The following is a 25481-nucleotide window of genomic DNA, read 5'->3' as shown; positions in this document are numbered from 1 at the left end:
TTGGATTAGGTCTATGGTAAGGGTTTTACACGTTATTAGTTTGCTTGAAGTCGGTGGTGCCCAGCGACTCGTCTCTGACATGCTGCCTGTGATGGCGGCGCAAGGCGCAGAGGTGAGTGTCCTGGTGAATCGCCGTATGAATAATTTCCTTGAGGAAAAACTGGAAGACGCAGGTGTCCGGATACTGAGTCTGGATGTTGAGGACTATCATCGCCCGATGTTCCTTTGGCGCTTTGTCCGTATGCTGAGGGGCTATGACGTGGTTCATGTCCATTTGTTCCCATATCTTTATTTTGGCGCGCTTGCCAGCTTGTTCCTGAAATGCAGGTTTGTATATACGGAGCATAGCACCAATAACAGGCGGCGCTCACATCGCTACCTGAGATGGATTGAACGGATGGCTTACCGTCAATACGACAGGGTGGTGTCAATAAGCGATGAGGTACAGGATAGTCTGATGCGATGGCTTGGCGCTAGTCGGAATGACGGCCGTTTCGTCGTCGTCAGTAATGGGGTGGACCTGCATAACTTCGATGTCGTAAAGAGGGAGAGCGGATATCCTGTCACGTTGCTGATGGTGTCGCGTTTCACCGCTGCGAAGGACCAGGCCACCGTTATCAGGGCCATGGGCTTGCTCGATGAGCGCTATCATGTCGTCTTCGTCGGCGATGGTCCGACGCGACAGGGCTGTGAAGCACTGGCAGCATCTCTTGCGGTTGGTGACAGATGTCATTTCGTGGGAGAACAGAGTGATATCCCTTCATGGATTGCAAAAGCGGATATCGGTGTCCAGTCGTCTGTGTGGGAGGGTTTCGGCCTCTCTGCCGTAGAACTGATGGCGGGTGGTCTGCCTGTCATCGCGTCGGATATCAAGGGATTGCGACAGGTCGTCGAGGATGCCGGCATCATTGTCCCTCAAGGTGATGCGCAGGCGCTTGCCGATGAGGTGATGCATCTGATGGGGGATAAGGACTGTTATCAGGAGACTGTAGAGCGTTGTAGGCGCAGGGCTCAGGATTATGGCATCGGGAAAACGGCATTGGCTTATCTGGAGGTATATGAGAGAATGATATGAAAACGGTTCTGGTATTATCGAATCATCCGACATGGACCTATAAGCTGAGGGCCGAGGTGCTTCAGCAACTGGTACGCTCTGGCTATAGGGTCATTGTGGCCGTCGGCAATGGCAGTGAGATTGATAAGCTGAAGGCCATTGGCTGTGAGCATGTGGATATTCCCTATAACCGGCGCAGCGTCAACCCTCTCAAAGAGTGGAAGCTCTATCGGGCATATCGGAAACTGATGAAGGCGGTCAGGCCTGATGCGGTACTGACATATACCATCAAGCCTAATCTCTATGGCGCTTTTCTTTGCAAGAGAATGGGTATCCCCTGTCTGGTCAATATCACGGGACTTGGGAGTGCCTTGGAGAAAAAGGGCTTCCTGCGGTACTTCTTCCTGCGACTATATCGATATGTCTTCAGGGATGTCTATAAGGTGTTCCTGCAGAACGCTTCAAACAGGGAGCTGTTCACGAGTCTGGGCATTGTTCACGGCAATGACGTGTTGCTGCCTGGCTCTGGCGTGAATGTCGAACAGTATCGGCCTTTGCCATATCCTTCGGGCGAGACGGTAGAGTTCGTTTTCGTGTCGAGGATATTGAGGGCAAAGGGGATTGAGGAGTATATTGGTGCCGCCCGCTTCCTTAAGGAGAAATATCCCTTTACGAGGTTCCATATATGCGGCTTCTGCGATGAGGACTATATGGCGCTGATCGATGAGATGGTGAAGAAAGGGGTGGTCGACTATCATGGTATGGTTGAGGATGTCCGTGCCGTCTATCAGGTGACGCATTGTACGGTCTTGCCGAGCTGGTATGCCGAGGGCATGAACAACGTGCTGCTGGAGAGTGCTGCCTCCGCCCGCCCAGTCATCACGACGGGCAGGCCTGGATGTGGGGAGATCGTGGACGATGGCGTGAACGGATTTATCGTGAATCCACAGGATACTGACGACCTGATTGAGAAAATGGAACGGTTCATCCTGTTGCCCGCCGATCAGAAGAAGGAAATGGGAATGAATGGCAGAAGGAAGGTTGAGACTGCCTTTGACCGCCGTATCGTGGTGGAGAAGTATCTGGAGGCCGTCAATAGTTTGTTCGAATGAAAAGTCTGCTGCTGACAGGAGGTTCGGGGTTCGTCGGGAGGAACATCCTCCCATTGCTGGCACAGCATTATGATGTCACGACGCTGGGCAGAGGCGACCGTCATGCGGTGACTTGCAACCTGGCCTGTGACATTCCTGCTTTCGACAGGCGCTTCGATGTGGTGGTTCATGCCGCTGGCAAGGCGCATGCCGTTCCCGTGAATGAGACTGAGGCACAGGCGTTCTATGATGTCAATGTCAATGGTACTGTCAACCTCTGTAGGGGGCTTGAGAAAACGGGTGTCCCACAGCGCTTCATCTTTATCAGCTCTTGTGCGGTCTATGGCTGCACGCAGGGGGAGCATATCGATGAGACATGGCCTCTGAACGGAACTTCTCCTTATGCTCTGAGTAAAATCAGGGCCGAGGCATATCTTCAGGAATGGTGCTCGCGCCATCATGTGGTCTTGTCTGTCCTCCGTCCTTCATTGATAGCGGGCCCCTGTCCTCCGGGGAACCTGGATAGTATGATCAGAGGACTCAAGAAGGGACTGTATCTGAGGATTGCTGGAGGCAGGGCACGGAAGAGTGTGCTGATGGTTCAGGATATAGCCAGACTGATTCTGTTGCTGGAAAAGACGGATGAGGCTGGCGTCTATAATGTCTGTGATGATGAGCATCCGTCTTTCCGCGAGTTAGAAGGACTGATCTGCGGACAGTTAGGGAAGGGCGCTCCTCTCAATATCCCTTATTGGCTGGCTAGGTGCCTGGCTTTGGTCGGCGACTGCATGGGGAAGCATGCGCCTGTCAACTCTCAGAAACTTGAGAAAATAACCTGCTCCTTGACTTTTTGTAATGATAGGGCAAAGGGTGCCCTCGGATGGACTCCCATAAGCGTAATGGACAATTTTAGAATCTATGAATAACTTGGTTGCCTGTCTGGCATTGTTTATCGTATTGTTTGCTGTCGAATACCTTTACATCGTAGTGGCAGAAAAGAGAAAGGTGTTCGACATCCCTCACCACCAGAGTTCGCACACAGGCGTTGTCGTCAGGGGCGGGGGCATCATCTTCTATGTGGCTTTTCTGCTATGGACGCTGTTCCATGGCTCTTTGCTCTCGGGGGGCTTCATCGGCTTGACGGTACTGGCTGCAGTGAGTTTCCTCGATGATGTGAATAACGTCAACCCGAAGATCAGGCTGGTCTGCCAGTTTACGGCCATCCTGCTGATGTTCTACCACTCTGGTCTCATCAGCACTTCGCCGCATGTCATCCTGCTTTTGTCCGTTGCCTGTGTGGGCTTGATGAATATCTATAACTTCATGGATGGCATCAATGGCATGACGGGAGGCTATTCGCTCGTGGTGACGCTGGCGCTGCTCTATGTCAATGAGTGTCAGGTGGCTTTCACTGACTCGAGCCTGCTGGTGTATGTCATCCTGGCATTACTGGTGTTTAACTTCTTCAACTTCAGGTCACGCGCCAAGTGCTTTGCCGGTGACGTGGGGTCGATGTCGATAGGGTTTATCCTCGTGTATCTGGTCTTGCGCCTGGCTCTGAGGGGTGAGTCGATGAGCTGGATGGCCATGCTGGTGGTGTATGCCGTAGATGGCGGTCTGACCATCCTCCACCGTGTCCTGCTGCATGAGAACCTGATGAAGCCGCACAAGAAGCATGCCTATCAGATCATGGCTAACGAACTGAAGATGCCGCACTTGGCCGTTTCCGGTATCTATATGGCGCTGCAGGCTGTCTGCTGCGCCTGGTACATCGCTTTCCCTGGCTATCTGACCTTCTGTCTGCAGGTCTGTCTGCTGGTTGCGGCATATCTGCTGTTTATGAAGAAGTACTATCATCTGCACGTGAAGAAAGGCTGACGCCTGTGTGATGGAACAGAACTGCTTAGACAAGAAGAGGATTATCAAGAACACCTTCCTGCTATACGGCAGGATGATGTTGTTTTTGCTCATCAACTTGTATTGCAGCCGCATCATCCTCCAGACTCTGGGCGTCGTTGACTATGGCGTGTGTAATGTCGTTGGCGGCGTGGTGAGCCTGTTCTCTCTCATCTTCAGCCCGCTCAATGCCTCTACAAACAGGTTCCTGACATTCGAGATCGGCACCGGGAATATGCAAAGACTCAATCAGGTGCTTTCTGCCAGCATGCTGATTCATCTGGGCTTAGCCCTTCTGGTGTGTCTGTTTATGGAAACGCTGGGACTGTGGTTTGTGTCGAATGTGCTGGTCATCCCTGCAGAGAGGCTGCAAGCGGCTGTCTGGGTTCTGCATTTCTCTGTGTTGAGTGCCTTCTTCTTTATTGTTCAGGCACCGTTCACCGCCGATATTATCTCTCATGAGCGGATGGGGGTCTTTGCTGCCATCTCTCTGATGGAAGTCGTCCTGAAACTGGTGATGGTCCTGTGCCTCGCACGGGTGGACTATGACAAACTCATCGCTTACGGCTTCCTGTTCTCCTTGATCTCGGTCGTGACCTTTCTCGTCAATGTGTGGTATTGCCATACGAGATTCGAGGAGGCGAGGGGGAAACGGCTTTACGACAAGGGGATTGCTAAGAATCTGCTGTCGTTCATGGGATGGTCGCTGACTGGCGGCTTGGCGGGCATCTGTAACGGTCAGGGCGTGAACATCCTACTGAATGTGTTCTTCGGCCCGTCTGTCAATGCGGCAAGGGGGGTCGCCATGCAGGTACAGAATGCCTTGAACAGCTTCAGCTCTAATATCCATCAGGCTATAAACCCGCAGATCACCATTACTTATGCCAGCAATCGTCTTGATGATATGTATAAACTGGTGGTGGCTGCTTCAAAATATACTTATCTGTTCCTGTTTGTCCTGTCGTTGCCCATTTTCTGTTATGCACCTTATGTGCTGACGCTGTGGTTAGGCCATTATCCGCCCTTTGCGGTCGATTTTGTCAGAATCATATTGATCCTGAACCTGATTGAGGCTCAGGTCAATCCTCTGGTGATTGCCAATCATGCCACCGGGAATATCAGGAGATTCCAGATATGGGTCGAGGCTGTTAATGTGCTGACGCTTCCCTTGTCGTATCTGTTCCTGAAATTTGTGTCAGCAGCTGATCCTGTGATTGTCTATTATATCTTCCTGTTGGTGGCGCTTGCTGCCCAGTGTGTGCGTATCGCCATTGTACTGCCTAATATCAGGATGCGTCTTGCGTACTATCTGCAACGGGTCATCGTGCCGCTGATCAAGTTCTCGGCCCTGATGGCTGTCTTAGGATACGGATGTGTGAGGGCGGTTGCCTCGCCTGATATCTATAATTTCATAATGGTTAGTGGTATCATGCTCTTGTCGGGATGCCTGCTGGCATTCTTCGTGGCATTAAGTGATCATGAGAGAACCTATGTTATATCGCTCTGTCGTCGTTGGCCTTTTGGCAAGAGACTGTAAGGAGGCCATCCTTCGCAATAAGCCGAGAATAGAGAAACTGTGCTCTTTCTTCGACGAGTATCATATCGTGGTGGTCGAGAACGACAGCGTGGATGGCACGAAGGAGCTTCTGCATGACTGGGCTCAGGAGAATGGCAGGGTGGTGGTCGATTCTTTTACCGACGAATCGAAACGCCTGGCTGACTGCAGCGTCGAACGGATCAGCCACATGGCGGATCTCAGGAACCGCCTGCTGGGGGATATCAGGAGACTGCCTGTCCACGACATCGTCATCATGATGGATGTCGATATCTTTGATTTCGACGTGGAAGGGGTCATCGACGGCATCTCTCAGGCGCCTGATGACTGGGGCGCCATCATGGCGAACGGACGGTTGACGCTGCCCAATCATAAGCTGTATAGGTATCAGTACGACCAGTATGCCTTCCTGGCTTATGATGAAGACTGGCATGACGCCATGTACTTCCAGCAGAAGCGAGGACGGATGTTGGATAAGAGGGTCAGGAAGAATGCCTATTATCCTGTTAAGTCGGCATTCGGGGGCATCGGTGTCTATCGGTATGATGCTATCAAGGACTTGCATTATCAGGCCGTCAGACTGAAAGAACACCCGCAGGACGCGTTCTGTGAACATATCCCGTTCCATCTGGAGATTATCAGACAGGGTTATCAGAACTATGTCTGCAGACGGATGACTGTCAACAGTGGCCTGTTGGAAGTGAAGCCCTGGGTGGCCTTCCTGATGTGTTATCTCCCACAGGTCTATGAATTGCTATGCAAGGTGTCGGCTTTTATGTATAAGATGAACTGGAGATAGCGGAAGGCTGTCATATCTTCATCAGTACATAGGAGCATTTGAATAACAGCAGATCCAGGGCATTCCTGATCTTTCTCCTGATACGGTTCTGGACCTTTCTCTCTGAGGATGTGATCTTCCAGTCTCTCCAGCTGCCTAAGGCCAGATGCTCACAGTAGGTAACAGACTGGTAACTGTATCCGCAGAAGTACTTTGATGGGTATATCACCAGATCATCCTTGCAATTCTGCGTGGTCTGATTCTTGGGGTTCCAGTCGTAGCCGTATTCACGTGCGATGACCGCTTGTATATAGGGAAGGATGACGTAGTTGTATCTGAGCCTTTCGGGAAGGGCCTCGTTCTGTGATTGTATGAAATGCCTGTCCTCGAAATAGGAGAGACAGTCCTTGATGAATGCTGTATGCGGTACGGCACCCATGCAATGGGATGTCAGGTAGTGGGCCCATCTGAATTCTAAGAGCGAACGGTTTAAGGCACTTTCCTTACCGATAAAGGCCTTATGGTGAAGAAGGTCATCGAAGGACTTGTATACCATGACGTCTGTATCCAAGTAGATACCGCCTTCATGATATAAGGCGTAAAGCCTGACGTAATCGGCTGCATAAGCCCATTTCCTGACGGCTAATGCTTCTTTCAGGAAAACACAGTCGAGAGCCTTGATGGCATTCATGTCCCACAAACGGAGCTCGTAATCGGGCATGTGCCGCTTCCATGAGGCGATACAGTCCTTGACAACCGGCGGCATCTCTTCGCCACTGAACCAGGTGTAATGTATAATCTTAGGTATCATAGATGTGCGTAATGCTGCATTCGTTTACGTTTGCAAAGATAGTAAATAATCTCTAATCAACTCACTTGATTAGAGATTTTTTTATATCCGTTTGGCTGATTACCGGATTTTTATTAACTTTAGCTTCGCCGAACTTACTTCGTCTCGGCAAAAAAAGAATAAATTCTTTTGTTTTGCTCTCAACTTTTCGTAACTTTGCCGTTTGTGACAGCGAAGTTACTCCGTCTCGGCAAAAAAAGAATAAATTCTTTTGTTTTGCTCTCAACTTTTCGTAACTTTGCATCCGTTTTATGAAGTTCGCGTATCTGATATTAGCCCATGGAAGTTTTAGTCTGCTGAAAGAACTGCTGACGGCTCTGGATTCACCAGATAATGATATCTATGTCCATATGGACTTGAAAGTATCTCAGTTTGATGAGGCGGCTTTCCTGGAGGGCATGAGGTTTTCGAAGGTCTGTTTCGTGAAAAACCGGGTCGATGTGAAGTGGGGCCATGTCACGATTGTCGAGGCAACGCTGAATCTGATGGCTGAAGCGGTGAAGGGTGACTATGATTATCTTCATCTGCTGTCGGGCGTCGATTTTCCCGTCAAGGGCAATTCATACATACAGCGCTTCTTTGAGGAAAACCAGGGAAAGGAGTTCGTGGGCTTCTCAAAAGTGCTTAACCGGGCTTTTCTGGAACAAAGAACTGTCTGGCGTCAGTTGGTAGGAAGGGCTGACGGGAGGCCGAAGTTCATTCAAAAGATGAACAAACGCTTCATAGCTGTCCAAAGGAGGTTGAATTTGCGTTGTATATCGCCAATAGACAGTCTGAAGATGGGCTCTGCCTGGTTTAGCATCACGAAACCGTTGGCTGAGGAACTGGTAAACCGCAAGCAGTGGATCTTGAAGCGTTATAAACACGTGTTCTTCCCCGACGAGATGTTCCTACAGACGTTCCTGTATGAGAATAAGTATATGGACAGGGTCTATAACCCGGACGATGAGTTCGCAAGCTGCTGCAGACAGATCGACTGGCATAGGGGAGGACCTTATGTCTGGCAGGATGATGACTTCGACGAGCTAGTCAACAGCCCGTATCTGTGGGCAAGGAAGTTCTCTGAGGGTAATATGGACCTGATTGGGAGAATAAAGAGTTATATAGCAGATAAATGAGTAAGATAAAGATATTAGTGGCTTGCCATAAACCAGGAAAGGTATATCAGGATGATATCTACACCCCGATCCATGTGGGGCGTGCCGTTTCCGGGTATAAGGAGGAGATGGCTGGCATGATAGGTGACGATACTGGGGATAACATCAGTGAGAAGAATCCTAAATACTGTGAACTGACCGCACAATACTGGGCATGGAAGAATCTGCATGATGTGGACTATATCGGTTTCTGCCATTACCGGAGGTATTTTAATTTTGAGAACACGGAGAGTCAGTTGACCGATATGCTGAAGCATAAAGATGTCATCGCACTGAAGATGGTATTCCCCTTTCCTATGTATTGGGAGATCATGCGGTATATCTCCATGGAGCATCTGGTTATCATGATGATGGTGGTGAAAAAGAAATACCCGGATTATGAACAGACCATGATCGACTATCTCCGGGGGAATGTTCTTTATGCCAAGAACATGTTTATCTGTAAGAAGGAACTGTTCGACCAGTATGCAGAATGGCTTTTTGATATCCTGTCTGAGTGTGAGAAACACATGAAGCCAGTGCCCTATTCCAGACTGGAACGCTCGCTGGCTTATATGGGTGAATACCTGATGCCTGTTTATATGATGTATCATCACAAGAAAATGGCTTTTGTCGATTATTGTGGGAACCATGAATTTGTCAGGCACTCGTGGAGATGGCGTGCTTATATCATACGGAGGCATTGCTGGTGCCATGTGATTCATCGGGCATATATGATGATATTCAGGAGGAACAGGTCTCTTGAGAGTTATTACCAGGAGTCTGTCTTGGTCGGCTTCAAACAGGATCAAATAGAAATATAGTCATGGAGAAGATAAAGATATTAGTGGCCTGCCATAAACCGGGTAAGGTATATCAGGATGATATTTACACCCCAATTCATGTGGGGCGCGCCGTGTCCAGGTTCAAGGAGGAGATGGCCGATATGATTGGTGACGACACTGGTGATAACATCAGTGAGAAGAATCCCGTGTACTGTGAACTGACTGCCCAGTATTGGGCATGGAAGAACCTGCATGATGTGGAGTATGTCGGCTTTTGTCATTACAGACGTTTCTTTGATATCAGGATAACATCGGAGAAGGTTGACCGCTTGTTGAGAAACCATGATGTGATAGCGCTGAAGAAGTGTTTCCCCTATCCTGTGAGAATGGACTTCCTTTCTTATATCACTTTAGACGAGTTTACGATTCTTCTAATGGTGATTAAGAAGAAGTATCCTGATTACGAACAGACCATGCTCGATTTCTTTCGAGGCAACTTCCTTTATCCGCTTAATATGCTGATCTGCAGGAAACAGCTGTTCGACCAGTATGCGGAATGGCTTTTCGATATCTTGTCTGAGTGCGAGAAACACTTGAAGCCGATGCCATATACAAGAGCCAGGCGTACGTTGGCCTATATGGGCGAATATCTGATGGCGGCATATATGATACATCATCACCTGAAAGTACATTTCGTAGATGTGAATGATGAACCGGGGGTGCCAAAGATAAGATCTCGTAGGTCTAAGTGTGCCGTGCCTTTGATGAAGGTGGTAAACAAGGTGTATACTCGTAAGTTCTCCTCCTGGGAAAAGACATTAGAGGACTGGTATGACCCTGCTGTCTTGGTCGGCTTCAAATCAGACCGTATAAGTGTTCAGTAGATGCGCGAAGGGAAGAAGAACATAATGGTCTCAGTCGTCGTGCCGGTTTATAAGGTGTCGGCTTACATCGAGCGTTGCATGGCGTCGGTCATGCGACAGACATACGACTGTTTCGAGTGTATACTCGTTGATGACGCAACACCCGATGACAGTATTGAGAAGTGTAAGGCTCTGATTGAACAGTATGACGGTCCCATCAGCTTCAGAATTGTCAGTCATGAAAGGAATAAAGGCCTCTCTGCTGCCAGAAACACAGGGACGCAGATTGCCATGGGTGACTATATCCTTTATGTGGATAGCGACGATGAGATATCAAGCGACTGTATAGAGAAACTGGCTGCACCTGTTGAGCGCGACAACACGATCGACCTCGTCGTGGGCAATGTGGAGGAAAGGAGTGAAGGAAGCAGGGGGGCTGTATCCATGCCGAAAAAACATGAGCAGGCCGACCTGAGAACGAATGACGAGGTGCGCGAATATTATTACGTGAAGAAGAATATTGAGACAACGGCATGGAATAAACTGATAAAGAAGGATATGATTACCCGTTTCTCTTTGTTCTTCGATGAGAACCTGTATTGGGAGGATGCACCTTGGATGTTCTATGTGATGCAGCATGTCTCGCATGCGTATCTGATCAATGATGTGACATATATTTATCACAGACATCCTGGCTCGATTACTACAAGCCTTGACACGAAGAGAATGCTGGTCTATAAAGGACATATCTATGAAGAGATTACAAACCATTTCAGTAAGGTGGATAGTAAGAGAGAGGCAAGGTTCTATATAAGGGGCTTCTGCCTGAACTACATAGAGAGCCCTAAGAGTCGCCTGTACTCTCAGGCTGCACGGAAATTCAGAAAGGAGCTGTCTTTCAGGCATGATCTCCATAACCGGTCGCTGCTGCTGGCAACCAGCATGATGCGCAAGACATGGCCCGGCAGACAGCTGTTCCACTATATTGTCAGATTTGCACTAAACACCAGATAGAGATGAAAAGGCCGTCTGTCAGCATCATAGTCCCTGTTTATCATGTAGAGCCTTATGTTGAGGCTTGCTTGAGGAGTGTTATGCGTCAGACGTACGACGGCTCCATGGAATGTATTCTGGTAGATGATTGTGGCACTGACGAAAGTATGGCGATTGCCGGGAAACTAATAGCAGAATATACTGGCGCCGTTTCATTCAAGGTCTTGCATCATACTCATAATCGGGGGCTCTCTGCTGCTCGGAATACCGGTATGGATGTAGCTACTGGTGACTATCTGTTTTTTCTGGATAGTGACGACGAACTGACTGATGATTGTATTGAGTCGTTGGCAAAACCCTTGGAAAAAGAATGGCATGATGTGGTAATGGGATGTCTGAAACGTTACAGGATCCTGCCATCAGGCCAGCGGGAATACGTGGAAAGTTATTTGGAACAGCATCTTCCTCATGATGTGGTCTTCTCTCCTTCGACCATGATGAGAACCATCAGCGAATGGCAGAATATGACAGCATGGAACAGGTTGCTCCGAGCTGACTTCATCAGGCAAAATCATCTAAGGTTTAAAGAGGGACTGATATATGAGGACCATTTATGGTCGTTCCAGATTGCTTGTCTGGCATCGTCTTTCTATGTCGTGAGTCATACGACATATCTTTATAGATATAGAGATGACGGCTTGTCTGCTCCGGATGATGGGAGGAAATACTATAATAACTTAATGATAATCATTAAAGATATAACAGCTTTCGTCGATGAACGCCAGATAGAAACAGATGATTATATATATCGTGTTTATAGGTTGTTCTTTTACAAGCTTCTTGACTTCCATACAACAACCCTGTCGGATTTTGTATCAACTTATCAGGAGATGCGCCCCTATGTGAAAGCGCCTGTGAAATCTATTATACATGCGAATGGCTTCCATATAAAGAAAATTTTTCATGACTTGCATTTCATGATGCCACCCTTTATTGCTTCTTATTGGGAATATCTGTGCCATCGGTATTTTTATGTTATTGTATCTGGAATAAAAAAACAAATAATTAGGGATGATGAATAAGAACTTAAAATATGATTACCTGATTGTCGGAGCGGGACTGGCCGGCTCTATGATGGCTTATCGCCTGAAGCAGATAGGCAAGTCTGTACTCGTGATTGACAAACGCCCGCATATAGGAGGTAACCTCTATTGTGAGAAGATAGAGGATATCAATGTGCATAAGTATGGCCCACATATTTTCCATACTTCCAATAAGATGGTATGGGACTTCGTGAACACGCTGGTGCCTTTCAACCACTTCCGCTATTGTCCCTTGGCATCATACAAAGGACGGCTTTATCATCTGCCTTTCAATATGAATACGTTCTATGAGCTCTGGGGGACAAAGACTCCAGCTGAGGCAAAGGCTAAGATTGAGGAGCAGCGCAAGGAGGTGACTGGCGAGCCTCGTAACCTGGAGGAACAGGCCATCTCACTGGTAGGGCGTGAGGTCTATGAGAAACTGATCAAAGGATATACGGAGAAACAGTGGGGAAGGGACTGCAAAGACCTGCCGTCGTTTATCATCAAACGCCTCCCTGTCCGCTATCGCTATGATAATAATTATTTTAATGACTGTTATCAGGGCATACCCGTTGGCGGCTATAACAGGATCATCGAGAAACTGCTTGATGGTGTTGAGGTCAGACTGGGCGTCGACTACAACAGACAGAGGGAGGCGTATGACGGCTTAGCGGAGAAGATAGTCTATACCGGTCCGATTGATGAGTTCTTCGATTATAAGTACGGACCGCTGGAATACCGCAGTTTGCGCTTCGAAGAGGAGGTGCTTGATCAGGAGAGCTATCAGGGGAATATCGCCGTGAACTTTACAGACCACGACCATCCTTATACCCGCATCGTGGAACATAAGTACTTTGAGTTTGGAACACAGCCCAAGACTGTCATCACGAAGGAATATTCGCAGGAGTGGCAGCTGGGGATGGAACCGTATTACCCTGTGAATGATGCCAGGAACGGAGAGCGGTATGCGCAGTACAAGGCGGAGGCCGACCGCCTGGACCATGTGATGTTTGTAGGCCGATTGGCGGAATACAAGTATTATGATATGCATCAGATCGTGGAGAAGCTGCTTGTGATGGACTTGAGATAATAGCTGATATGATGAAGTTCGCTTACCTGATCCTGGCCCATGGCAGTTTTCATCTGCTGAAAGAACTGCTGACAACTCTGGATTCTCCGGATAATGATATCTATGTCCATATGGACTTGAAAGTATCTCAGTTTGATGAGGCGTCTTTTCTGGAGGGCATGAGGTTTTCGAAGCTCTGTTTCCTGAAAAACCGGGTCGACGTGAAGTGGGGGCATATCAGTGTCGTTGAGGCTACACTAAACCTGCTGACTGAGGCTGTGAAGGGGGATTATGATTACATCCACCTCTTGTCGGGCGTCGATTTCCCCATCAAGAGCAATTCATACATACAGCATTTCTTTGAGGAAAACCAGGGAAAGGAGTTCGTGGGCTTCTCAAAAACTCACGACCGTGATACATTGTCGAAAAGAGTAATATGGCGCCCGTTTGTACCGGGAAGGCCGGGTGAGGAGCCTAAATACCTCATGAGAGTGAATGGCCTGTGCGTTCGCGTACAAAAGTGGTTGCATTTTCATTGTATCTCTCCATTGGAGAATCTGAGAACTGGCTCGCAATGGTTTAGTATCACGAAGTCGTTGGCAGAGGAACTGGTCAATCAGAAAGAGCGGATCTTGAAGCGCTATAAGCATGTGTTTGTACCCGACGAGATGTTTCTACAGACCTTCCTGTATGAGAATAAGTATATGGATAGGGTCTATAACCCGGACGATGAGTTTGCAAGCTGCTGCAGATATATCGACTGGGATAGGGGGATCCCGTATGTATGGCAGGACGATGACTTCAGTGAACTTGTCGATAGCCCGTATCTGTGGGCCAGGAAGTTCTCTGAAGCCAATCTTGAACTTGTCAGGAGGATAAGGAGGTATATCTGCTAATCTACAGGATGAACATCTATATATTGTGATGGTCCCAGTTGCCTGATGTTTATTCGCCTGAGGATGTCTCCTATGAAGTTTCTTATTCTTCTAATCTTAGAGCGATTCTCAATGCGGATGTTATTCCACTTGGTCATGCTCTGATATTTGTAGAATGAGTCCCTAAATGGATGGGGGTGGTAGGAAGAAGTTATGTACCAGGGTTTGTCGGTCGTCGTATAATGGATAATGACGGGATCTTCCAGCGCGTCTTTAAATTGTTCCTCGAATTTCTGATAATCCCAAAGACGGTCTTTCCAAAGAAGACCCGCCTGGAGGTTGTATTTGAGGGGAAGGATTATCTTTCTGTCATGAAATAACATATTCATGACATCCTGATCCTCGAGGAATATCTTGTCTCGATGGTTATGAAGAATGTCCATAGATTGTTCGAGCACATGGTGGCGGCGCCAATCATCCAGATTGATAAACATCACTCCGGCATTAAAGTAGCTTTTTTCACGAGGATATCCAAGGCGCTCATAAAAATCAGTCACGCCCTCCAGACCGTCTATGCAGGCTCCTACTGCATAATCGGTGATGTCGGTATTCCAAAGTGGTAGAAGGGAGTGCCGTATGATACAGTCTCCATCTATATAGATGACTTTGTTGATTGACGGAGGGAGTATCTCTGTCAGAAACAGCCGGTAGTAAGTGGCTTGTGAGATTGCTCCTAACCGATAGGGGTACTTATTGCTTGACTGGCTGTCGATATTGTAGAAGATAGTTCTTTTTCCAGGGTATTTGAGAACGGTTTCTTCCAGGTCTTTCCTGTCGTTCTCCGTCACGCTCTCGTCACAAATAAGGTGAAAGTCAATGCCGACATCGGGATGGTTAACGCATATGGAGCACATCATCACGCCCGTGGTCAGGACGAAATCTTTGTCAAGACATGCAACAATTTGAATGGGGGCGTTTTCAATAGTGTTTCTATTCATTTTAATTTATAACAGTTGTTTAAACAGATCTATATATTTAAGGGGGGACAACTCTCCTTGGTAGTTGTAATCAACATCAATACGCTCTCTGATGAAGTCGTAGTCTAAATCGTCGGGATTATCGAATACCTTGATGTACTTGGGATGGTAGTAAGGGGAGTCGACGATGCCTTTCCAGTTGGTGTAGAACTTCTTGTTGTAGATGACGGCCTCCCAGAAACGTGTCGTATTGGAATGGGCGTCGCCTTTCAGTATTTCCAGGATGCAGTTTGCTTCCAGCTCTTTTTCCAGGAACATCAGTCTTTTCAGGTATCTCCTCGAGTAGATGATGCCACTGTGGGAGAGCTTCTTGGATTTCTTGACACGGAAGATGTAGAAAAAGGCCTTGAGACCATGGGCCATGCAGTTCTGATAGATGCGGTGGATGAGGTCGAGCCTGTCCTTGGCAGCACCGATAAAGGTGATGTCGTATTTGCAGGTCAACGAGCTTAGGTCAAGACTGTCTGTCTTTGACATATAGACCGGGGCGTAGGTCAGTCCGTAGACTGGCACGTCGTGGACATTGTCGTAACTGATGACAAGGTCGAACAGCCGTTTGATCTTCCCTATCTCGAATTCCTTGTTCCTGTCTGTGTTGTCTTTTACGGTGTCACGTATCAGCATCACCAGTCTGATATGTGGATATTTCATCCTGATATAGCCTATGAGCATGTCGCAATACCAGCCTGTGGTCATGAAGATGGCCTGGGTGTCGGCATCACAGTATCTGTGGAGAATGGCATGATAGGCTCTCTCTCTGAAAGGCATTCTCAGCCTTTTCTTGATCTTTCTGATAATATGTGAGCAACAGAACGCATTGATAATGGCATTCTGGTGTAGCCGGTCTTTATAGATCACCTTGCAGTCTTGGTGATTCTCAAGGTCGCTCATCAGGAAATGCCCCTGATCGTAGTGGTCGTCTAAGAATACATATTTCATATGACCTCCCTCCCTTTTATGGTGTAGAACAAATCAATCAGCCATGGACAGTGCTTGAACAGCCAGAGGGTGTACCTCTTCTTGGAAGTGAACGCCTGTGGTACCTGTCTGCACGAGCGAAGGGCACGGGACAGATAGATATAGTCTGGGTTTGACATGTCTCTTTTCTGATGCATACAATACCACATCGCAAAACTCAGGAAACGGTACTCAAGCATCTCTGAGCGGAAGCCCCATGACGTGAGGTCGCGATAGCGCTGTATGTTCAGAGTGGCTCTGTCGTCCAATACCTTTTGGGTCACCTTTGATGTCGTGATGCTGTCGGGACGGATGTTCTGGTAATACAGCACCTGGTCGAGGAAATAGAAACGGGTGGCTTTGAACACCAGCTTGTAGGTGGCGCCGGTGTCCTCATACAGGAAGCCTTCGGGGTAGGTGACATCCTTGAACAGCTCTTTCCGGTAGAGCTTGTTCCATGCGGCGTTGCCTCCGTCTGCAAGCATCATGTCGAGCGACTCCTCTTTGGTCTTGCATCCCTCGGTAAACGATCTGAAGGCCTTACGCTGGCTCGCGTCTCCTTTTTCTCCCTTCCTGACATGGACGTAGTTGAACATCACTAAGTCGGCATGGTGCTGTTGCGCACATTCGTATGCGGCCTTACAGAAGTCCTCGTGGACCCAGTCGTCGCCGTCGACAAACATCAGGAAGTCGCCGGCGGCATTCCTGATAGCCAGGTTACGTGCGGCGGAAAGACCTCGGTTCTCCGGTTGATGAAACACCCTGATGCGCGAGTCTTTCGCGGCGTATTCTTCGCAGATGGCACCACACCTGTCTGGCGAGGCGTCGTCGACAAGGATGAGCTCGATGTCTGGCAGACTCTGTCTGCACAGACTGTCAAGGCAGTGTGGAAGGTATGCCTCGACTTGATAGACTGGGACGATGACACTGATGATAGGCTTCATGACGGTTTGGCTGTTATGTGAGAATGCGTTCTTTTGAAGTTAGGGTTTCGGTCTATGTTCGTACCAATGATATGGATGCTCGATTTGTCGTAGCCTGTCTTCCAGATGAGGTACGGCAGACTGAGCTGGTCGCGGGTGGGGTAGCGCATGTATTCCTCCCACCAGGCCTCCATCAGATGGCGGACACTCTCATCACGGTGGCTCCTGATAAGTATGCTGTTCTCATACAGACCATAGTGACGGGGGAAGCCTGCCTCCCGATAGGCGGCTGTCTGCTTGTCGACAGTCTCCTTGTCGGCCTTCCTGAGATAGTTGACGCGCACCTTCTCTACATAGACGCAGTCTCTCGTGCGGTGATAATGTGTACCGAACGGGCAGTCTCCCATTTCTGCAACGACGGGGGTGACGGCTCCCTCTATCTCAATGTTGCCATCGACATATACGGAATAGTCGTAGTCGGGAAGGTAGATGAACGGCAGCATCTTGATTCTCCTGTTCAGCTGGGTAGGAGAGAACTCGTGGTACTCGTCGAACTGGGTGATGTCAATTTTCTTCCATACAGAGCCTGCGGGGATGTCGATGTCGGTAAACACGTAATAATCAATCCCGGGTTCTGCGATCCGAGGTTCGATCAGCCTGTCATAATGACCGACAATACAGGTATATACCGCCATCCTCAGGTTGGCGGTGTCTAATCGTGGGGATAACTTCTCGAGCATGCGGTTCCCTCTTGTCGTGAAATGGCAGAAGGAATATGCTCTATGCTCTAAGAAGCGTATATATTCGAGGAGCTGCCTTTTTCTTCTCAAGATTCGCATGGCCAGTCTTGGTTGACTTCTTTCATGTTTTGTATATTCTTGTGCAAAGATAGCGTATTTTTTTAAAATATCCAAATATTATTTTGTATTTTACGCGATTTGTGCTACTTTTGCAGACAATTTGAATCATATGGATAGAATCAACCTGAATGGAAAGACGATATTGGTAACCGGTGGAGCTGGCTTCATCGGCTCTAACCTCATCAAGCGCCTGTTCAAAGACGTGCAGGGGGCTACGATTGTCAATATCGATAATATGAACAGTTACTACGATGTGGCACTGAAGCAGTGGCGCCTGGATGAGCTCGACGGCCTGGTGCCGGAGGGCACGGACTACCACTTCGTCAAGGGAGATATAGCCGACAAGACGACGATAGACGGCCTCTTCGAACAGTATAAGCCTGCCGTGGTGGTGAACCTCGCCGCACAGGCGGGTGTCAGATACTCGATCACCAATCCCGATGCCTATATCCAGAGCAACCTGATAGGCTTCTATAACATCCTCGAGGCTTGTCGCAACTGGCCTGTCGAACACCTGGTATATGCCTCGTCGTCGAGCGTTTACGGTACGAACAAGAAAGTGCCATACGCTACCGAAGACAAGGTGGATAACCCCGTGTCGCTCTATGCTGCCACCAAGAAAAGCAACGAACTGATGGCCCATGCCTATTCGAAGCTCTACAACATCCCCTCCACGGGCTTGCGCTTCTTCACGGTCTATGGCCCCGCAGGCCGCCCCGACATGGCTTACTTCGGCTTCACCGACAAGCTCCGTCGTGGCGAGACCATCCAGATATTCAACTTCGGCAACTGCATGCGCGACTTTACCTATGTCGACGACATCGTCGAGGGCGTGGTACGTGTCATGCAGGGAGCACCGTCAAAACAGAATGGCGACGACGGACTCCCCCTGCCGCCCTATGCTGTGTATAACATCGGCAACAACCAGCCCGAGAACCTGCTGGACTTTGTTGACATCCTCCAGCAGGAACTGATCCGCGCCAAGGTGCTCCCCGAGGATTACGACTTCGAGGCCCACAAACAGCTCGTCCCCATGCAGCCCGGCGACGTTCCCACCACCTATGCCGACACCACCGCCCTTGAACGCGACTTCGCCTTCAAGCCCAGCACCCCCCTGCGCACCGGCCTCCGCCACTTCGCCGAATGGTACAAAGCCTTCTATTCCTAACCCCATACCCCCGCTCGGTTTAATCACCGAGCGATTTTTTTTGTTTAAAATTTTGCCGTTACAAAAAATTACATTACCTTTGCCAGCGGTTTGGACTAATCTAGATGCATTCGGATACCAATCATCAATGACAATGTCGACCAACCATAAATATACTAACCATTATCCTCCCCGTTTTTTTTAAACAACAGGGTGACCCCGTGGAGTGGTTCCCGATGAGGGTGACGTATCAGTAGAAGATGAAGGCGGAACTGGACAGACTGGGAATTGAGAATTTTTTGCCGATGAGGTATATGATGGACCATACGGCTGACGGCGCATATAATTATGATTGTGGTGGACGGACAGATGGAGAACTTTATGCAGGTGGCCTCGCGGACTGATGGTCGCGCTCGTCTCCTCCGCTTCGCTCGTCGACGAATTGACATATTACATTTTATACAGTAGGGGATAAACGATACCCCCTAACATTTTAAACAGTTTTACTACATAATAAAAAATGAACGAATCACATTGTTATATTGTAAGTTATGATCTCTGTATGCCGGGCAGAAATTACGACTCACTCTATCAAGCACTAAAAAGCTTTGAAAGGTGGGGAAAGCTTACAGAATCGACATGGGCCATAGTTAGCAATTTGGATCATGTGCAGATAAGGGATTATCTTATGCAATATATGGATAGAAATGATAGACTGATAGTTGTGCTCAGTGGAAAGTCGGCTGCATGGAATAGAATGATAGCTGACAATCAGTGGGTGAAAGAAAATATCGTGAAGTAATGAAACAGCATTTTCCCGGTTTTTATACCTATACAGAGCAAGAACAAAAGGATCTGATAGACAAATCTACTATTGTATTTGGTGCTTCAGTTTTGCTTGACCTTCTAAAGATAAGCTACGGCAATGTCTTTCTTGATATTGTTAACGAGAAAATAGAGAAGGAGCGTCTTTGGCTGCCTTACGATACGGCTTGGCTCTATCATGAGCGACTAGCTATTGTTGTAGATGAGCAAGTAAAGAACGTTGATAGTGCTGCAACTGCTCTCAATAGGTTGAAGGATAGTTTCTCGGATAATGGTCAACATCCTTATATCCATGATACGTTGAAAGTTGACTTCTATGAAATGATAAATAAGATTAAAGATGCTCTTGATGAAGATAGAAGTTTCTTGCTAGGTCACCTGAATAATTCGACATTACGAAGTCGTATTGATGAATTATTTCAAGGCAGAATAGGAGAACCCTACGAACAGAATCAACTGGAGCAATTATACCAAGAAAGTGAGGAGAGGCATAAGCAGCGCAGACATCCAAGTATTGACTTTTCTAGAAGTAAAAATACTCGTATCAGGCACCACCGCTTGATTGTGTGGAAGCAGATAGAACGATATGCCAAAGAATCGAAAAAACCTATTGTTCTTGTACTGAACAGAATTACGCCCAATTGGTTCTTTATCTATAATGACGCTATGGTAAGACCACATCAGAACCTTATCAATGAGTTTATTGAGGATACTAAGCAGAATATCTATATTATCACGGCGCATGAATTGATTGACAAGTTGACACCCCAAAAAACGTCTGATGTCAATAATCTTTTGGCTCAGCTGAAAAATAAACCAAATTTTACATTTAACCAACAAACCGATTTGGAGGATAATATTGCAACTGCGCTATGAATAAGAATCCGTTCTCGATATATGACTTTATGGGTTATCTTTTCCCAGGGATGATGTGCTATATCATGATAGCATATTGTTTCAGAATGGGACTGGATATGAGCGAAATCTCTAATTTTGAGAATCTTCGGAATCTGGTAAAAGATTCTCAGATGGGATTTAACCTGGAGAAGTCTGTTATTATAATTGTTATTGCTTATATCTTGGGGCATATTATGTCCTACTTATCTTCGGTTACTATTGAACTGTTTGCACGTAAAGTGTTTGGTTATCCATCGGAATATCTACTGGAGAGAGAACGGGGCAGGAACTGGGGGAGGATGTTGAAGGCATTTTTTGCTTCGGAAGCTAAATCTTCCCAAAAAACATGGGCTATTATTAAAACATCACTTCGTGTTATTATGAAAGTGTTTATGGCCTTATTGCTATTCCCGATAACCTTCTCCACATTTACTTTCGCCTATTTCTTTGATATCAATGGCTGGATTGTAAGACCGTTGGACGAATATCTGAAAAATACACTCAAGGTTAAGGAGTTCAGGCTGGCAAACAGGCTTGGTATTAATCATCCTGATGTGAATCAAGAGTGCGATTATCACAGGATTGTGATGCACTATGTATATTTGAATATTCCAAATTCACAGCGCAAGACAGACAACTACATTGCCCTTTATGGTTTTCTTAGGAGTATTTCGTTTGTGTTTTGCCTAACCTTTTTCGCCTTTGGCGCATATGCACTGACTACGATTGATTGTTCAGAGTCCTTTGATAGGGATTTGTTGTTTACTTTATTCTTGTTCTTTACGCTGTCTTATATCTGCTTTTTGGGGTTTGTAAAGTTTTACAGACGCTTTACATTGGAAAACTATATGGCAATGTTGACGGCAATGCCAGACGATGGAGGTAAATGTTCATTGTAGGGAATTGTAGGTAATCTATTAGATAATAGGATGGAAAAGAAATATTGCGATTTTTTGGAAGAGATTACAGCTGATGAGCTCTATGAGGGACTTCTTGGCTATGGTATGTTTGCCAACAAACTTCCTCCTGTTTTTACATCAGAGCCATTCTTTAACTACTGTCAGGCAAAACATCCTGCATTTCCTGATAAATGGCATGATTTCGTAAGTTACAGTTCTATGAGGAATATCAATATCCCAAGATTATTTGGTATTCCTACCCCTATGAACTATCAACGCCTTTGTGCTACTTTGCGAGATTATTGGGCAGACTTGAAAACTCACTTTCATGCTCAAACAGATAATCAATATTACAGGGTAAGCCGTATTCATCTCAGAAAGCTTTTTGGAAAAAAAGAAATCTTTGAAATGAACTATAGAAACTGGCGCATAGATGGAAACCCGGAAACTGAATTGTTGATTTCAAAGATTAATGGTGCCAGTAAGTTTATAGTCAAGGCTGATATTTCCACTTGCTTTCCGAGTATTTACTCTCATTCATTACCTTGGGCTTTAGTAGGCAAAGAGACAGCAAAAAAAAACCGTACAAATAATGGGCTATGGTATAATAAAATCGATACCGCCTGCTCGACTTTAAAGAATGGTGAAACTCATGGTCTTCTGATAGGGCCTTATGCATCAAATCTCTTGTCTGAAGTTATACTGACAAAAGTAGATAAAAAACTCTATGATAAAGGCTATCGTTATATCCGTAATATTGATGACTTTGAATGTTATGTTGATAGTTATGAAGCCGCACAAAGGTTTCTTAGCGATTTAGAGGAAACCCTTAGAGAATATGACTTACCGCTTAATCACAAGAAGACGGCGATAATGGCATTGCCTGTTGCTATTGCGGAAAAGTGGATTCACAAATTAAACGGATTTCTCTCAATTAACAAAGAGCAAATCACATATAAAGAAGTTAATGCTTACCTCGATTTGGCTCTTGGCTTAGCCAATAGTACAGGAAACTCTGCTGTCTTGAAATATGCTATAAAAGCTCTTTCTGGTCGTAATATGACAATGAGTGCCAAAAAACTGGCTGCACAGCGCATTATGCATATGTCTGTTGTTTATCCTTATCTTGTACAAATGATGGAGGATAGTGTTTTCAGCCCAATGGGTGTTAAGAAGGATTTGATTAAAGACTATGCTGATGCTCTTTATGCAGACTCCAAATCGACTCATAATTATGAGGCAATCAGCTATGCAATTTATTATAGCCTGAAACATGACTTTGCTTTAAAAGAACTTGATATAAATTGGGCCATTGAACGTGGTGATTGCGTCCTGCTACTGATGACATGGCTTTATTACTTGAAAGTTAATCATGGAAATAAATCAGCCACAGACTTGAAACCTCTAAGGAGAGAGGCTATGCGTTTAAAGGATTCGGATATGGATAGATACTGGCTGTTCTGTTATGAGGTTGTGGCGATGGCTAATCTTCCCGGGGATTGGAAGGCAATGAAAAAGGCCAAAGTGAGTTTCATCAAGGCAACGATGTGATAAATTGTTAGAATATAATGGGTTACTTTTCTTCCTATATACTTACGGTGAGAACCTTGTTTGAGGACTTTGATACAGAGTTGTCAAAATACCTCGTGGATGCAAACATTGATGAAGTATGGCTAAGCCATGATAATTGGAATGGTGGGATTGATACATACAATATAGTATTGAAAATTCCAACAGACCTGTTTAAGTCGTTAAAAAGGAGGAATGCTATAGAGCAGGCAGAAGCAGAGTTATACAAATGCTATGCGGATGCCATGCGAGGTGAAGGTGAATCTCTGCAAATTGCTAGTGTGATAATTAGGCCAACAACTGCAGATGTGACGCAACTTGGCAATAACTATAACGACAGGATGTGGAAGCCGGGTTATTTTCGCCTTTTTATCAGCCATCTGTCTGAACACAAGGAATCAGCTTCAAACCTGAAAGAGTGTTTACAGAACTTCGGAATAGATGGTTTCGTGGCACATGAGGATATTACACCATCCAAAGAATGGGAACAGGAAATCGAGGCAGCTTTATTTTCGCTTGATGCTTTGTGCGCAATTGTTGCTCCTGCTTTTAAAAATAGTAATTGGTGTGACCAAGAAGTTGGCATTGCATTAGGAAGAAAAAAGATGGTGTTCCCTATCAAGAAGGGTAGGAATCCATATGGTTTTTTTGGTAAATACCAAGCATTGCCAAACCAAAGAAATGCTAATGATATGGCGCAGGAATTGACAAAGGCTATTTGTGTAAACGAGTTTACGAGAGACGAATATTTTACAAAACTTGTGAACTTGGTTCTGAATGCTTCGTCTGAAACTACTGCTCTAAAGTTCATACAAGTATTGTCTGAGGCAGTATACATGGATAAACAATATGTCAGTTTGTTGCATGATAATTTTGCAAGCAATCTGACGATTATGAAGGAGAATGTGTTGGAAGCGGTTAATCCTTTGTTCCAGAAATATGGGTTGAACGAATTGCAGATAGTGATTCCTTCCAATAATCAGGGCGATGATATAGATTTACCGTTCTAACGGCTGCGGGATAAAAATGCACTGGCTCGTTCATAATAGAGCCTGGCGGCGTTAATGTGGCGGTGAGTATTATAATTCAAATGGGAAAGGGTGTAAAGGGTATTATAAAACGGCTAAGTGTTTCCAAAGACTGATGTAAAGAATATAAAGGAGTTTTTTTAATTTCCAAGCGATGATGCAAGAGGAAGAATGCTGGGACATTAACGAGTCAGTTACCAATATCCAAAGCGAGACGCTCTTGAAAAGACTACTCTTTTCAAGAGCGTTTTTTGTACCAAATATTGCGGATCAACAGGGATTGTTCAAATTATGACAGATAAAATAGTCTATTGATGTTGTTGATAATAAAATCTGAGTTGATATAAAAACGCCGACCAAATATAATTAAAAATATTCAAATTATTTGGATGATAAAGAAAAATAGTGTACATTTGCATTCGACAAAATAAAAACGTTTAGTATGATTTTTTTATCTCATAATTCAAAAGACAAAATAATAGTTGAGCCTATTGCTATCAGGCTACGAGGTATATTTGGACAGGAGAATGTTTTTTATGACTCTTGGTCTATCCAGCCTGGTGATGGTATTATAGATAGGATGAACGAGGGGTTGGCGAACTGCACAATCTTCTATTTTTTTGTATCCAATAATAGCTTAAGTAGTTACATGGTAAAACTGGAATGGCAAAATGCTGTCATGAAGGCCTCAAATGGGAAAGCCAAACTGATTCCCGTTAGAATTGATAACTGTCAGATTCCGCCTATATTGTCCCAATCGTTATATATTGACCTTTATACTAATGGCTTTGACGTAGCATTGAGGCAAATAGTAGATATTGCAACAGGTTCAAATACGTATAGGCCACAATTTACTAGCGTTTCAAATCTTGAAGCAAGAACCACATCCTTTGTGGGCAGAGATATAGAAGTAGAGGTGTCGGCAAATTATTACATGGAACCTATACCTCATTTCCTGTTCGCCACTCCTAATGCGGAAAATGAAATATCCTTTGAGTGTATAGGGTGTAATATGTATACTAGCAGTTTTAATAAGGGCCTTCTTGTTAAAGATAATGGTAAGGCTCATGAAAATGCTATTTTCCTGGCTCCGCCTGACCTTATAACGCCAGGATTCCCTTTTATAGCTCATTTTAAAGCATTAACTGAGAATGATATAAGGATTTCGTCTGTATGGCATGAAGAAGCAAAGAATAACTGGAAATCCATTCCTTTCTTGATTAAACGGTGATAGCAGTAAACTGTCAATTCTTTGACGAGTGATGTGGTAGGGCCGAGCGTAGCACAAAATATAGAGTTCTAGCATAGG

The 25481-nt window shown here is 46.0% G+C and carries 24 protein-coding genes; 19 read left to right on the top strand and 5 right to left on the bottom strand.

Annotated features, from left to right (window positions below; translation table 11 throughout):
* Window positions 1-13 precede the first annotated feature (13 nt).
* Genes BMX82_RS11105 through BMX82_RS11080 form a run of 6 tightly spaced genes read left to right on the top strand, consistent with a single transcriptional unit; the run spans window position 14 to window position 6395 of the window.
* Window positions 14-1075 (top strand): glycosyltransferase, encoded by a 1062-nt coding sequence (locus BMX82_RS11105; protein ID WP_091768984.1) that lies wholly within the window; start codon window positions 14-16, stop codon window positions 1073-1075.
* Window positions 1072-2166 carry a glycosyltransferase family 4 protein gene (locus tag BMX82_RS11100; RefSeq protein WP_091768981.1) on the top strand — a complete coding sequence of 365 codons (1095 nt, stop codon included), beginning with the start codon at window positions 1072-1074 and terminating at the stop codon, window positions 2164-2166. Before BMX82_RS11105 ends, BMX82_RS11100 begins: the two co-directional genes overlap by 4 nt.
* Window positions 2163-3071: an NAD-dependent epimerase/dehydratase family protein gene (locus tag BMX82_RS11095; RefSeq protein ID WP_091768978.1), complete on the top strand. Its 909-nt coding sequence runs from the start codon at window positions 2163-2165 to the stop codon at window positions 3069-3071. The genes BMX82_RS11100 and BMX82_RS11095 overlap by 4 nt, the downstream gene beginning before the upstream one ends.
* Window positions 3064-4023, top strand: a complete 960-nt coding sequence (locus tag BMX82_RS11090) for an MraY family glycosyltransferase (RefSeq protein ID WP_091768975.1) — start codon at window positions 3064-3066, stop codon at window positions 4021-4023. Before BMX82_RS11095 ends, BMX82_RS11090 begins: the two co-directional genes overlap by 8 nt.
* 10 nt (window positions 4024-4033) lie before the next feature.
* Window positions 4034-5578 (top strand): MATE family efflux transporter, encoded by a 1545-nt coding sequence (locus tag BMX82_RS11085; protein ID WP_091768972.1) that lies wholly within the window; start codon window positions 4034-4036, stop codon window positions 5576-5578.
* Window positions 5520-6395: a hypothetical protein gene (locus BMX82_RS11080; protein WP_091768969.1), complete on the top strand. Its 876-nt coding sequence runs from the start codon at window positions 5520-5522 to the stop codon at window positions 6393-6395. The genes BMX82_RS11085 and BMX82_RS11080 overlap by 59 nt, the downstream gene beginning before the upstream one ends.
* A 10-nt stretch (window positions 6396-6405) precedes the next feature.
* On the opposite strand, the gene BMX82_RS11075 is transcribed toward BMX82_RS11080, so the two are convergent.
* Window positions 6406-7185, bottom strand: a complete 780-nt coding sequence (locus tag BMX82_RS11075) for a glycosyltransferase family 32 protein (protein ID WP_091768966.1) — start codon at window positions 7183-7185, stop codon at window positions 6406-6408.
* Between the two features lie 290 nt (window positions 7186-7475).
* On the opposite strand from BMX82_RS11075, the gene BMX82_RS11070 reads away from it, so the two are divergent.
* The 7 genes from BMX82_RS11070 to BMX82_RS11040 are packed head-to-tail and all read left to right on the top strand — an operon-like array spanning window position 7476 to window position 14051.
* Window positions 7476-8342 (top strand): beta-1,6-N-acetylglucosaminyltransferase, encoded by an 867-nt coding sequence (locus BMX82_RS11070; RefSeq protein WP_091768964.1) that lies wholly within the window; start codon window positions 7476-7478, stop codon window positions 8340-8342.
* Window positions 8339-9184, top strand: a complete 846-nt coding sequence (locus tag BMX82_RS11065) for a DUF4422 domain-containing protein (RefSeq protein WP_091768961.1) — start codon at window positions 8339-8341, stop codon at window positions 9182-9184. Before BMX82_RS11070 ends, BMX82_RS11065 begins: the two co-directional genes overlap by 4 nt.
* A 2-nt stretch (window positions 9185-9186) precedes the next feature.
* Window positions 9187-10029: a DUF4422 domain-containing protein gene (locus tag BMX82_RS11060; protein ID WP_091768958.1), complete on the top strand. Its 843-nt coding sequence runs from the start codon at window positions 9187-9189 to the stop codon at window positions 10027-10029.
* The gene (locus tag BMX82_RS11055; protein WP_091768955.1) at window positions 10030-11022 is read left to right on the top strand and encodes a glycosyltransferase family 2 protein; all 993 of its coding nucleotides are present in this window, start codon (window positions 10030-10032) and stop codon (window positions 11020-11022) included.
* Window positions 10965-12083: a glycosyltransferase family 2 protein gene (locus tag BMX82_RS11050; RefSeq protein WP_091768952.1), complete on the top strand. Its 1119-nt coding sequence runs from the start codon at window positions 10965-10967 to the stop codon at window positions 12081-12083. Before BMX82_RS11055 ends, BMX82_RS11050 begins: the two co-directional genes overlap by 58 nt.
* The gene (glf, locus tag BMX82_RS11045) at window positions 12076-13176 is read left to right on the top strand and encodes a UDP-galactopyranose mutase (RefSeq protein ID WP_091769515.1); all 1101 of its coding nucleotides are present in this window, start codon (window positions 12076-12078) and stop codon (window positions 13174-13176) included. The genes BMX82_RS11050 and glf overlap by 8 nt, the downstream gene beginning before the upstream one ends.
* An 8-nt stretch (window positions 13177-13184) precedes the next feature.
* Window positions 13185-14051, top strand: coding sequence for a beta-1,6-N-acetylglucosaminyltransferase (locus tag BMX82_RS11040; RefSeq protein ID WP_091768949.1), 867 nt, complete (start codon window positions 13185-13187; stop codon window positions 14049-14051).
* Here the strand turns inward: BMX82_RS11040 and BMX82_RS11035 are convergent.
* Genes BMX82_RS11035 through BMX82_RS11020 form a run of 4 tightly spaced genes read right to left on the bottom strand, consistent with a single transcriptional unit; the run spans window position 14048 to window position 17687 of the window.
* Window positions 14048-15028 carry a glycosyltransferase family 8 protein gene (locus BMX82_RS11035; RefSeq protein WP_091768946.1) on the bottom strand — a complete coding sequence of 327 codons (981 nt, stop codon included), beginning with the start codon at window positions 15026-15028 and terminating at the stop codon, window positions 14048-14050. The two genes, BMX82_RS11040 and BMX82_RS11035, sit on opposite strands and share 4 nt — an antisense overlap.
* Window positions 15029-15034: 6 nt before the next feature.
* The gene (locus BMX82_RS11030; protein ID WP_091768943.1) at window positions 15035-16006 is read right to left on the bottom strand and encodes a WaaS/CpsH family glycosyltransferase; all 972 of its coding nucleotides are present in this window, start codon (window positions 16004-16006) and stop codon (window positions 15035-15037) included.
* Window positions 16003-16968, bottom strand: a complete 966-nt coding sequence (locus BMX82_RS11025) for a glycosyltransferase family 2 protein (protein ID WP_091768940.1) — start codon at window positions 16966-16968, stop codon at window positions 16003-16005. Before BMX82_RS11025 ends, BMX82_RS11030 begins: the two co-directional genes overlap by 4 nt.
* Window positions 16965-17687, bottom strand: coding sequence for a glycosyltransferase domain-containing protein (locus BMX82_RS11020; protein ID WP_197051289.1), 723 nt, complete (start codon window positions 17685-17687; stop codon window positions 16965-16967). Before BMX82_RS11020 ends, BMX82_RS11025 begins: the two co-directional genes overlap by 4 nt.
* Window positions 17688-17916: 229 nt before the next feature.
* Between BMX82_RS11020 and BMX82_RS11015 the strand changes: the two genes are divergently transcribed.
* The 6 genes from BMX82_RS11015 to BMX82_RS10985 all read left to right on the top strand — a co-directional run bounded on the left by BMX82_RS11015 (window position 17917) and on the right by BMX82_RS10985 (window position 25403).
* Complete coding sequence (locus BMX82_RS11015; RefSeq protein WP_091768937.1) at window positions 17917-18975, top strand: NAD-dependent epimerase/dehydratase family protein; 1059 nt, start codon at window positions 17917-17919, stop codon at window positions 18973-18975.
* A 780-nt stretch (window positions 18976-19755) separates the two neighbouring features.
* Window positions 19756-20655, top strand: coding sequence for a PIN-like domain-containing protein (locus BMX82_RS11005; RefSeq protein WP_091768931.1), 900 nt, complete (start codon window positions 19756-19758; stop codon window positions 20653-20655).
* Complete coding sequence (locus BMX82_RS11000) at window positions 20652-21575, top strand: hypothetical protein (protein WP_091768929.1); 924 nt, start codon at window positions 20652-20654, stop codon at window positions 21573-21575. Before BMX82_RS11005 ends, BMX82_RS11000 begins: the two co-directional genes overlap by 4 nt.
* Before the next feature lie 30 nt (window positions 21576-21605).
* The gene (locus BMX82_RS10995) at window positions 21606-23126 is read left to right on the top strand and encodes an RNA-directed DNA polymerase (protein ID WP_091768926.1); all 1521 of its coding nucleotides are present in this window, start codon (window positions 21606-21608) and stop codon (window positions 23124-23126) included.
* Between the two features lie 95 nt (window positions 23127-23221).
* Window positions 23222-24154 carry a toll/interleukin-1 receptor domain-containing protein gene (locus BMX82_RS10990; protein WP_177172087.1) on the top strand — a complete coding sequence of 311 codons (933 nt, stop codon included), beginning with the start codon at window positions 23222-23224 and terminating at the stop codon, window positions 24152-24154.
* Between the two features lie 460 nt (window positions 24155-24614).
* Window positions 24615-25403, top strand: a complete 789-nt coding sequence (locus BMX82_RS10985) for a toll/interleukin-1 receptor domain-containing protein (RefSeq protein ID WP_091768921.1) — start codon at window positions 24615-24617, stop codon at window positions 25401-25403.
* The last annotated feature ends 78 nt before the right edge of the window (window positions 25404-25481 follow it).

The sequence above is a fragment of the Prevotella sp. khp7 genome (assembly GCF_900109055.1).
Lineage (GTDB): Bacteria > Bacteroidota > Bacteroidia > Bacteroidales > Bacteroidaceae > Prevotella.
Note: the sequence above shows the minus strand (reverse complement) of the source record. Positions and strands in the feature narration are given on the sequence as shown.

Excerpts from the sequence above, each read along its gene's own strand:
- BMX82_RS11105 (WP_091768984.1), top strand. The coding sequence starts at position 14 with ATGGTAAGGGTTTTACACGTTATTAGTTTGCTTGAAGTCGGTGGTGCC.
- BMX82_RS11100 (WP_091768981.1), top strand. The coding sequence starts at position 1,072 with ATGAAAACGGTTCTGGTATTATCGAATCATCCGACATGGACCTATAAG.
- BMX82_RS11095 (WP_091768978.1), top strand. The coding sequence starts at position 2,163 with ATGAAAAGTCTGCTGCTGACAGGAGGTTCGGGGTTCGTCGGGAGGAAC.
- BMX82_RS11090 (WP_091768975.1), top strand. The coding sequence starts at position 3,064 with ATGAATAACTTGGTTGCCTGTCTGGCATTGTTTATCGTATTGTTTGCT.
- BMX82_RS11085 (WP_091768972.1), top strand. The coding sequence starts at position 4,034 with ATGGAACAGAACTGCTTAGACAAGAAGAGGATTATCAAGAACACCTTC.
- BMX82_RS11080 (WP_091768969.1), top strand. The coding sequence starts at position 5,520 with ATGAGAGAACCTATGTTATATCGCTCTGTCGTCGTTGGCCTTTTGGCA.
- BMX82_RS11075 (WP_091768966.1), bottom strand. The coding sequence starts at position 7,185 with ATGATACCTAAGATTATACATTACACCTGGTTCAGTGGCGAAGAGATG.
- BMX82_RS11070 (WP_091768964.1), top strand. The coding sequence starts at position 7,476 with ATGAAGTTCGCGTATCTGATATTAGCCCATGGAAGTTTTAGTCTGCTG.
- BMX82_RS11065 (WP_091768961.1), top strand. The coding sequence starts at position 8,339 with ATGAGTAAGATAAAGATATTAGTGGCTTGCCATAAACCAGGAAAGGTA.
- BMX82_RS11060 (WP_091768958.1), top strand. The coding sequence starts at position 9,187 with ATGGAGAAGATAAAGATATTAGTGGCCTGCCATAAACCGGGTAAGGTA.
- BMX82_RS11055 (WP_091768955.1), top strand. The coding sequence starts at position 10,030 with ATGCGCGAAGGGAAGAAGAACATAATGGTCTCAGTCGTCGTGCCGGTT.
- BMX82_RS11050 (WP_091768952.1), top strand. The coding sequence starts at position 10,965 with ATGGCCCGGCAGACAGCTGTTCCACTATATTGTCAGATTTGCACTAAA.
- glf (WP_091769515.1), top strand. The coding sequence starts at position 12,076 with ATGAATAAGAACTTAAAATATGATTACCTGATTGTCGGAGCGGGACTG.
- BMX82_RS11040 (WP_091768949.1), top strand. The coding sequence starts at position 13,185 with ATGATGAAGTTCGCTTACCTGATCCTGGCCCATGGCAGTTTTCATCTG.
- BMX82_RS11035 (WP_091768946.1), bottom strand. The coding sequence starts at position 15,028 with ATGAATAGAAACACTATTGAAAACGCCCCCATTCAAATTGTTGCATGT.
- BMX82_RS11030 (WP_091768943.1), bottom strand. The coding sequence starts at position 16,006 with ATGAAATATGTATTCTTAGACGACCACTACGATCAGGGGCATTTCCTG.
- BMX82_RS11025 (WP_091768940.1), bottom strand. The coding sequence starts at position 16,968 with ATGAAGCCTATCATCAGTGTCATCGTCCCAGTCTATCAAGTCGAGGCA.
- BMX82_RS11020 (WP_197051289.1), bottom strand. The coding sequence starts at position 17,687 with ATGCTCGAGAAGTTATCCCCACGATTAGACACCGCCAACCTGAGGATG.
- BMX82_RS11015 (WP_091768937.1), top strand. The coding sequence starts at position 17,917 with ATGGATAGAATCAACCTGAATGGAAAGACGATATTGGTAACCGGTGGA.
- BMX82_RS11005 (WP_091768931.1), top strand. The coding sequence starts at position 19,756 with ATGAAACAGCATTTTCCCGGTTTTTATACCTATACAGAGCAAGAACAA.
- BMX82_RS11000 (WP_091768929.1), top strand. The coding sequence starts at position 20,652 with ATGAATAAGAATCCGTTCTCGATATATGACTTTATGGGTTATCTTTTC.
- BMX82_RS10995 (WP_091768926.1), top strand. The coding sequence starts at position 21,606 with ATGGAAAAGAAATATTGCGATTTTTTGGAAGAGATTACAGCTGATGAG.
- BMX82_RS10985 (WP_091768921.1), top strand. The coding sequence starts at position 24,615 with ATGATTTTTTTATCTCATAATTCAAAAGACAAAATAATAGTTGAGCCT.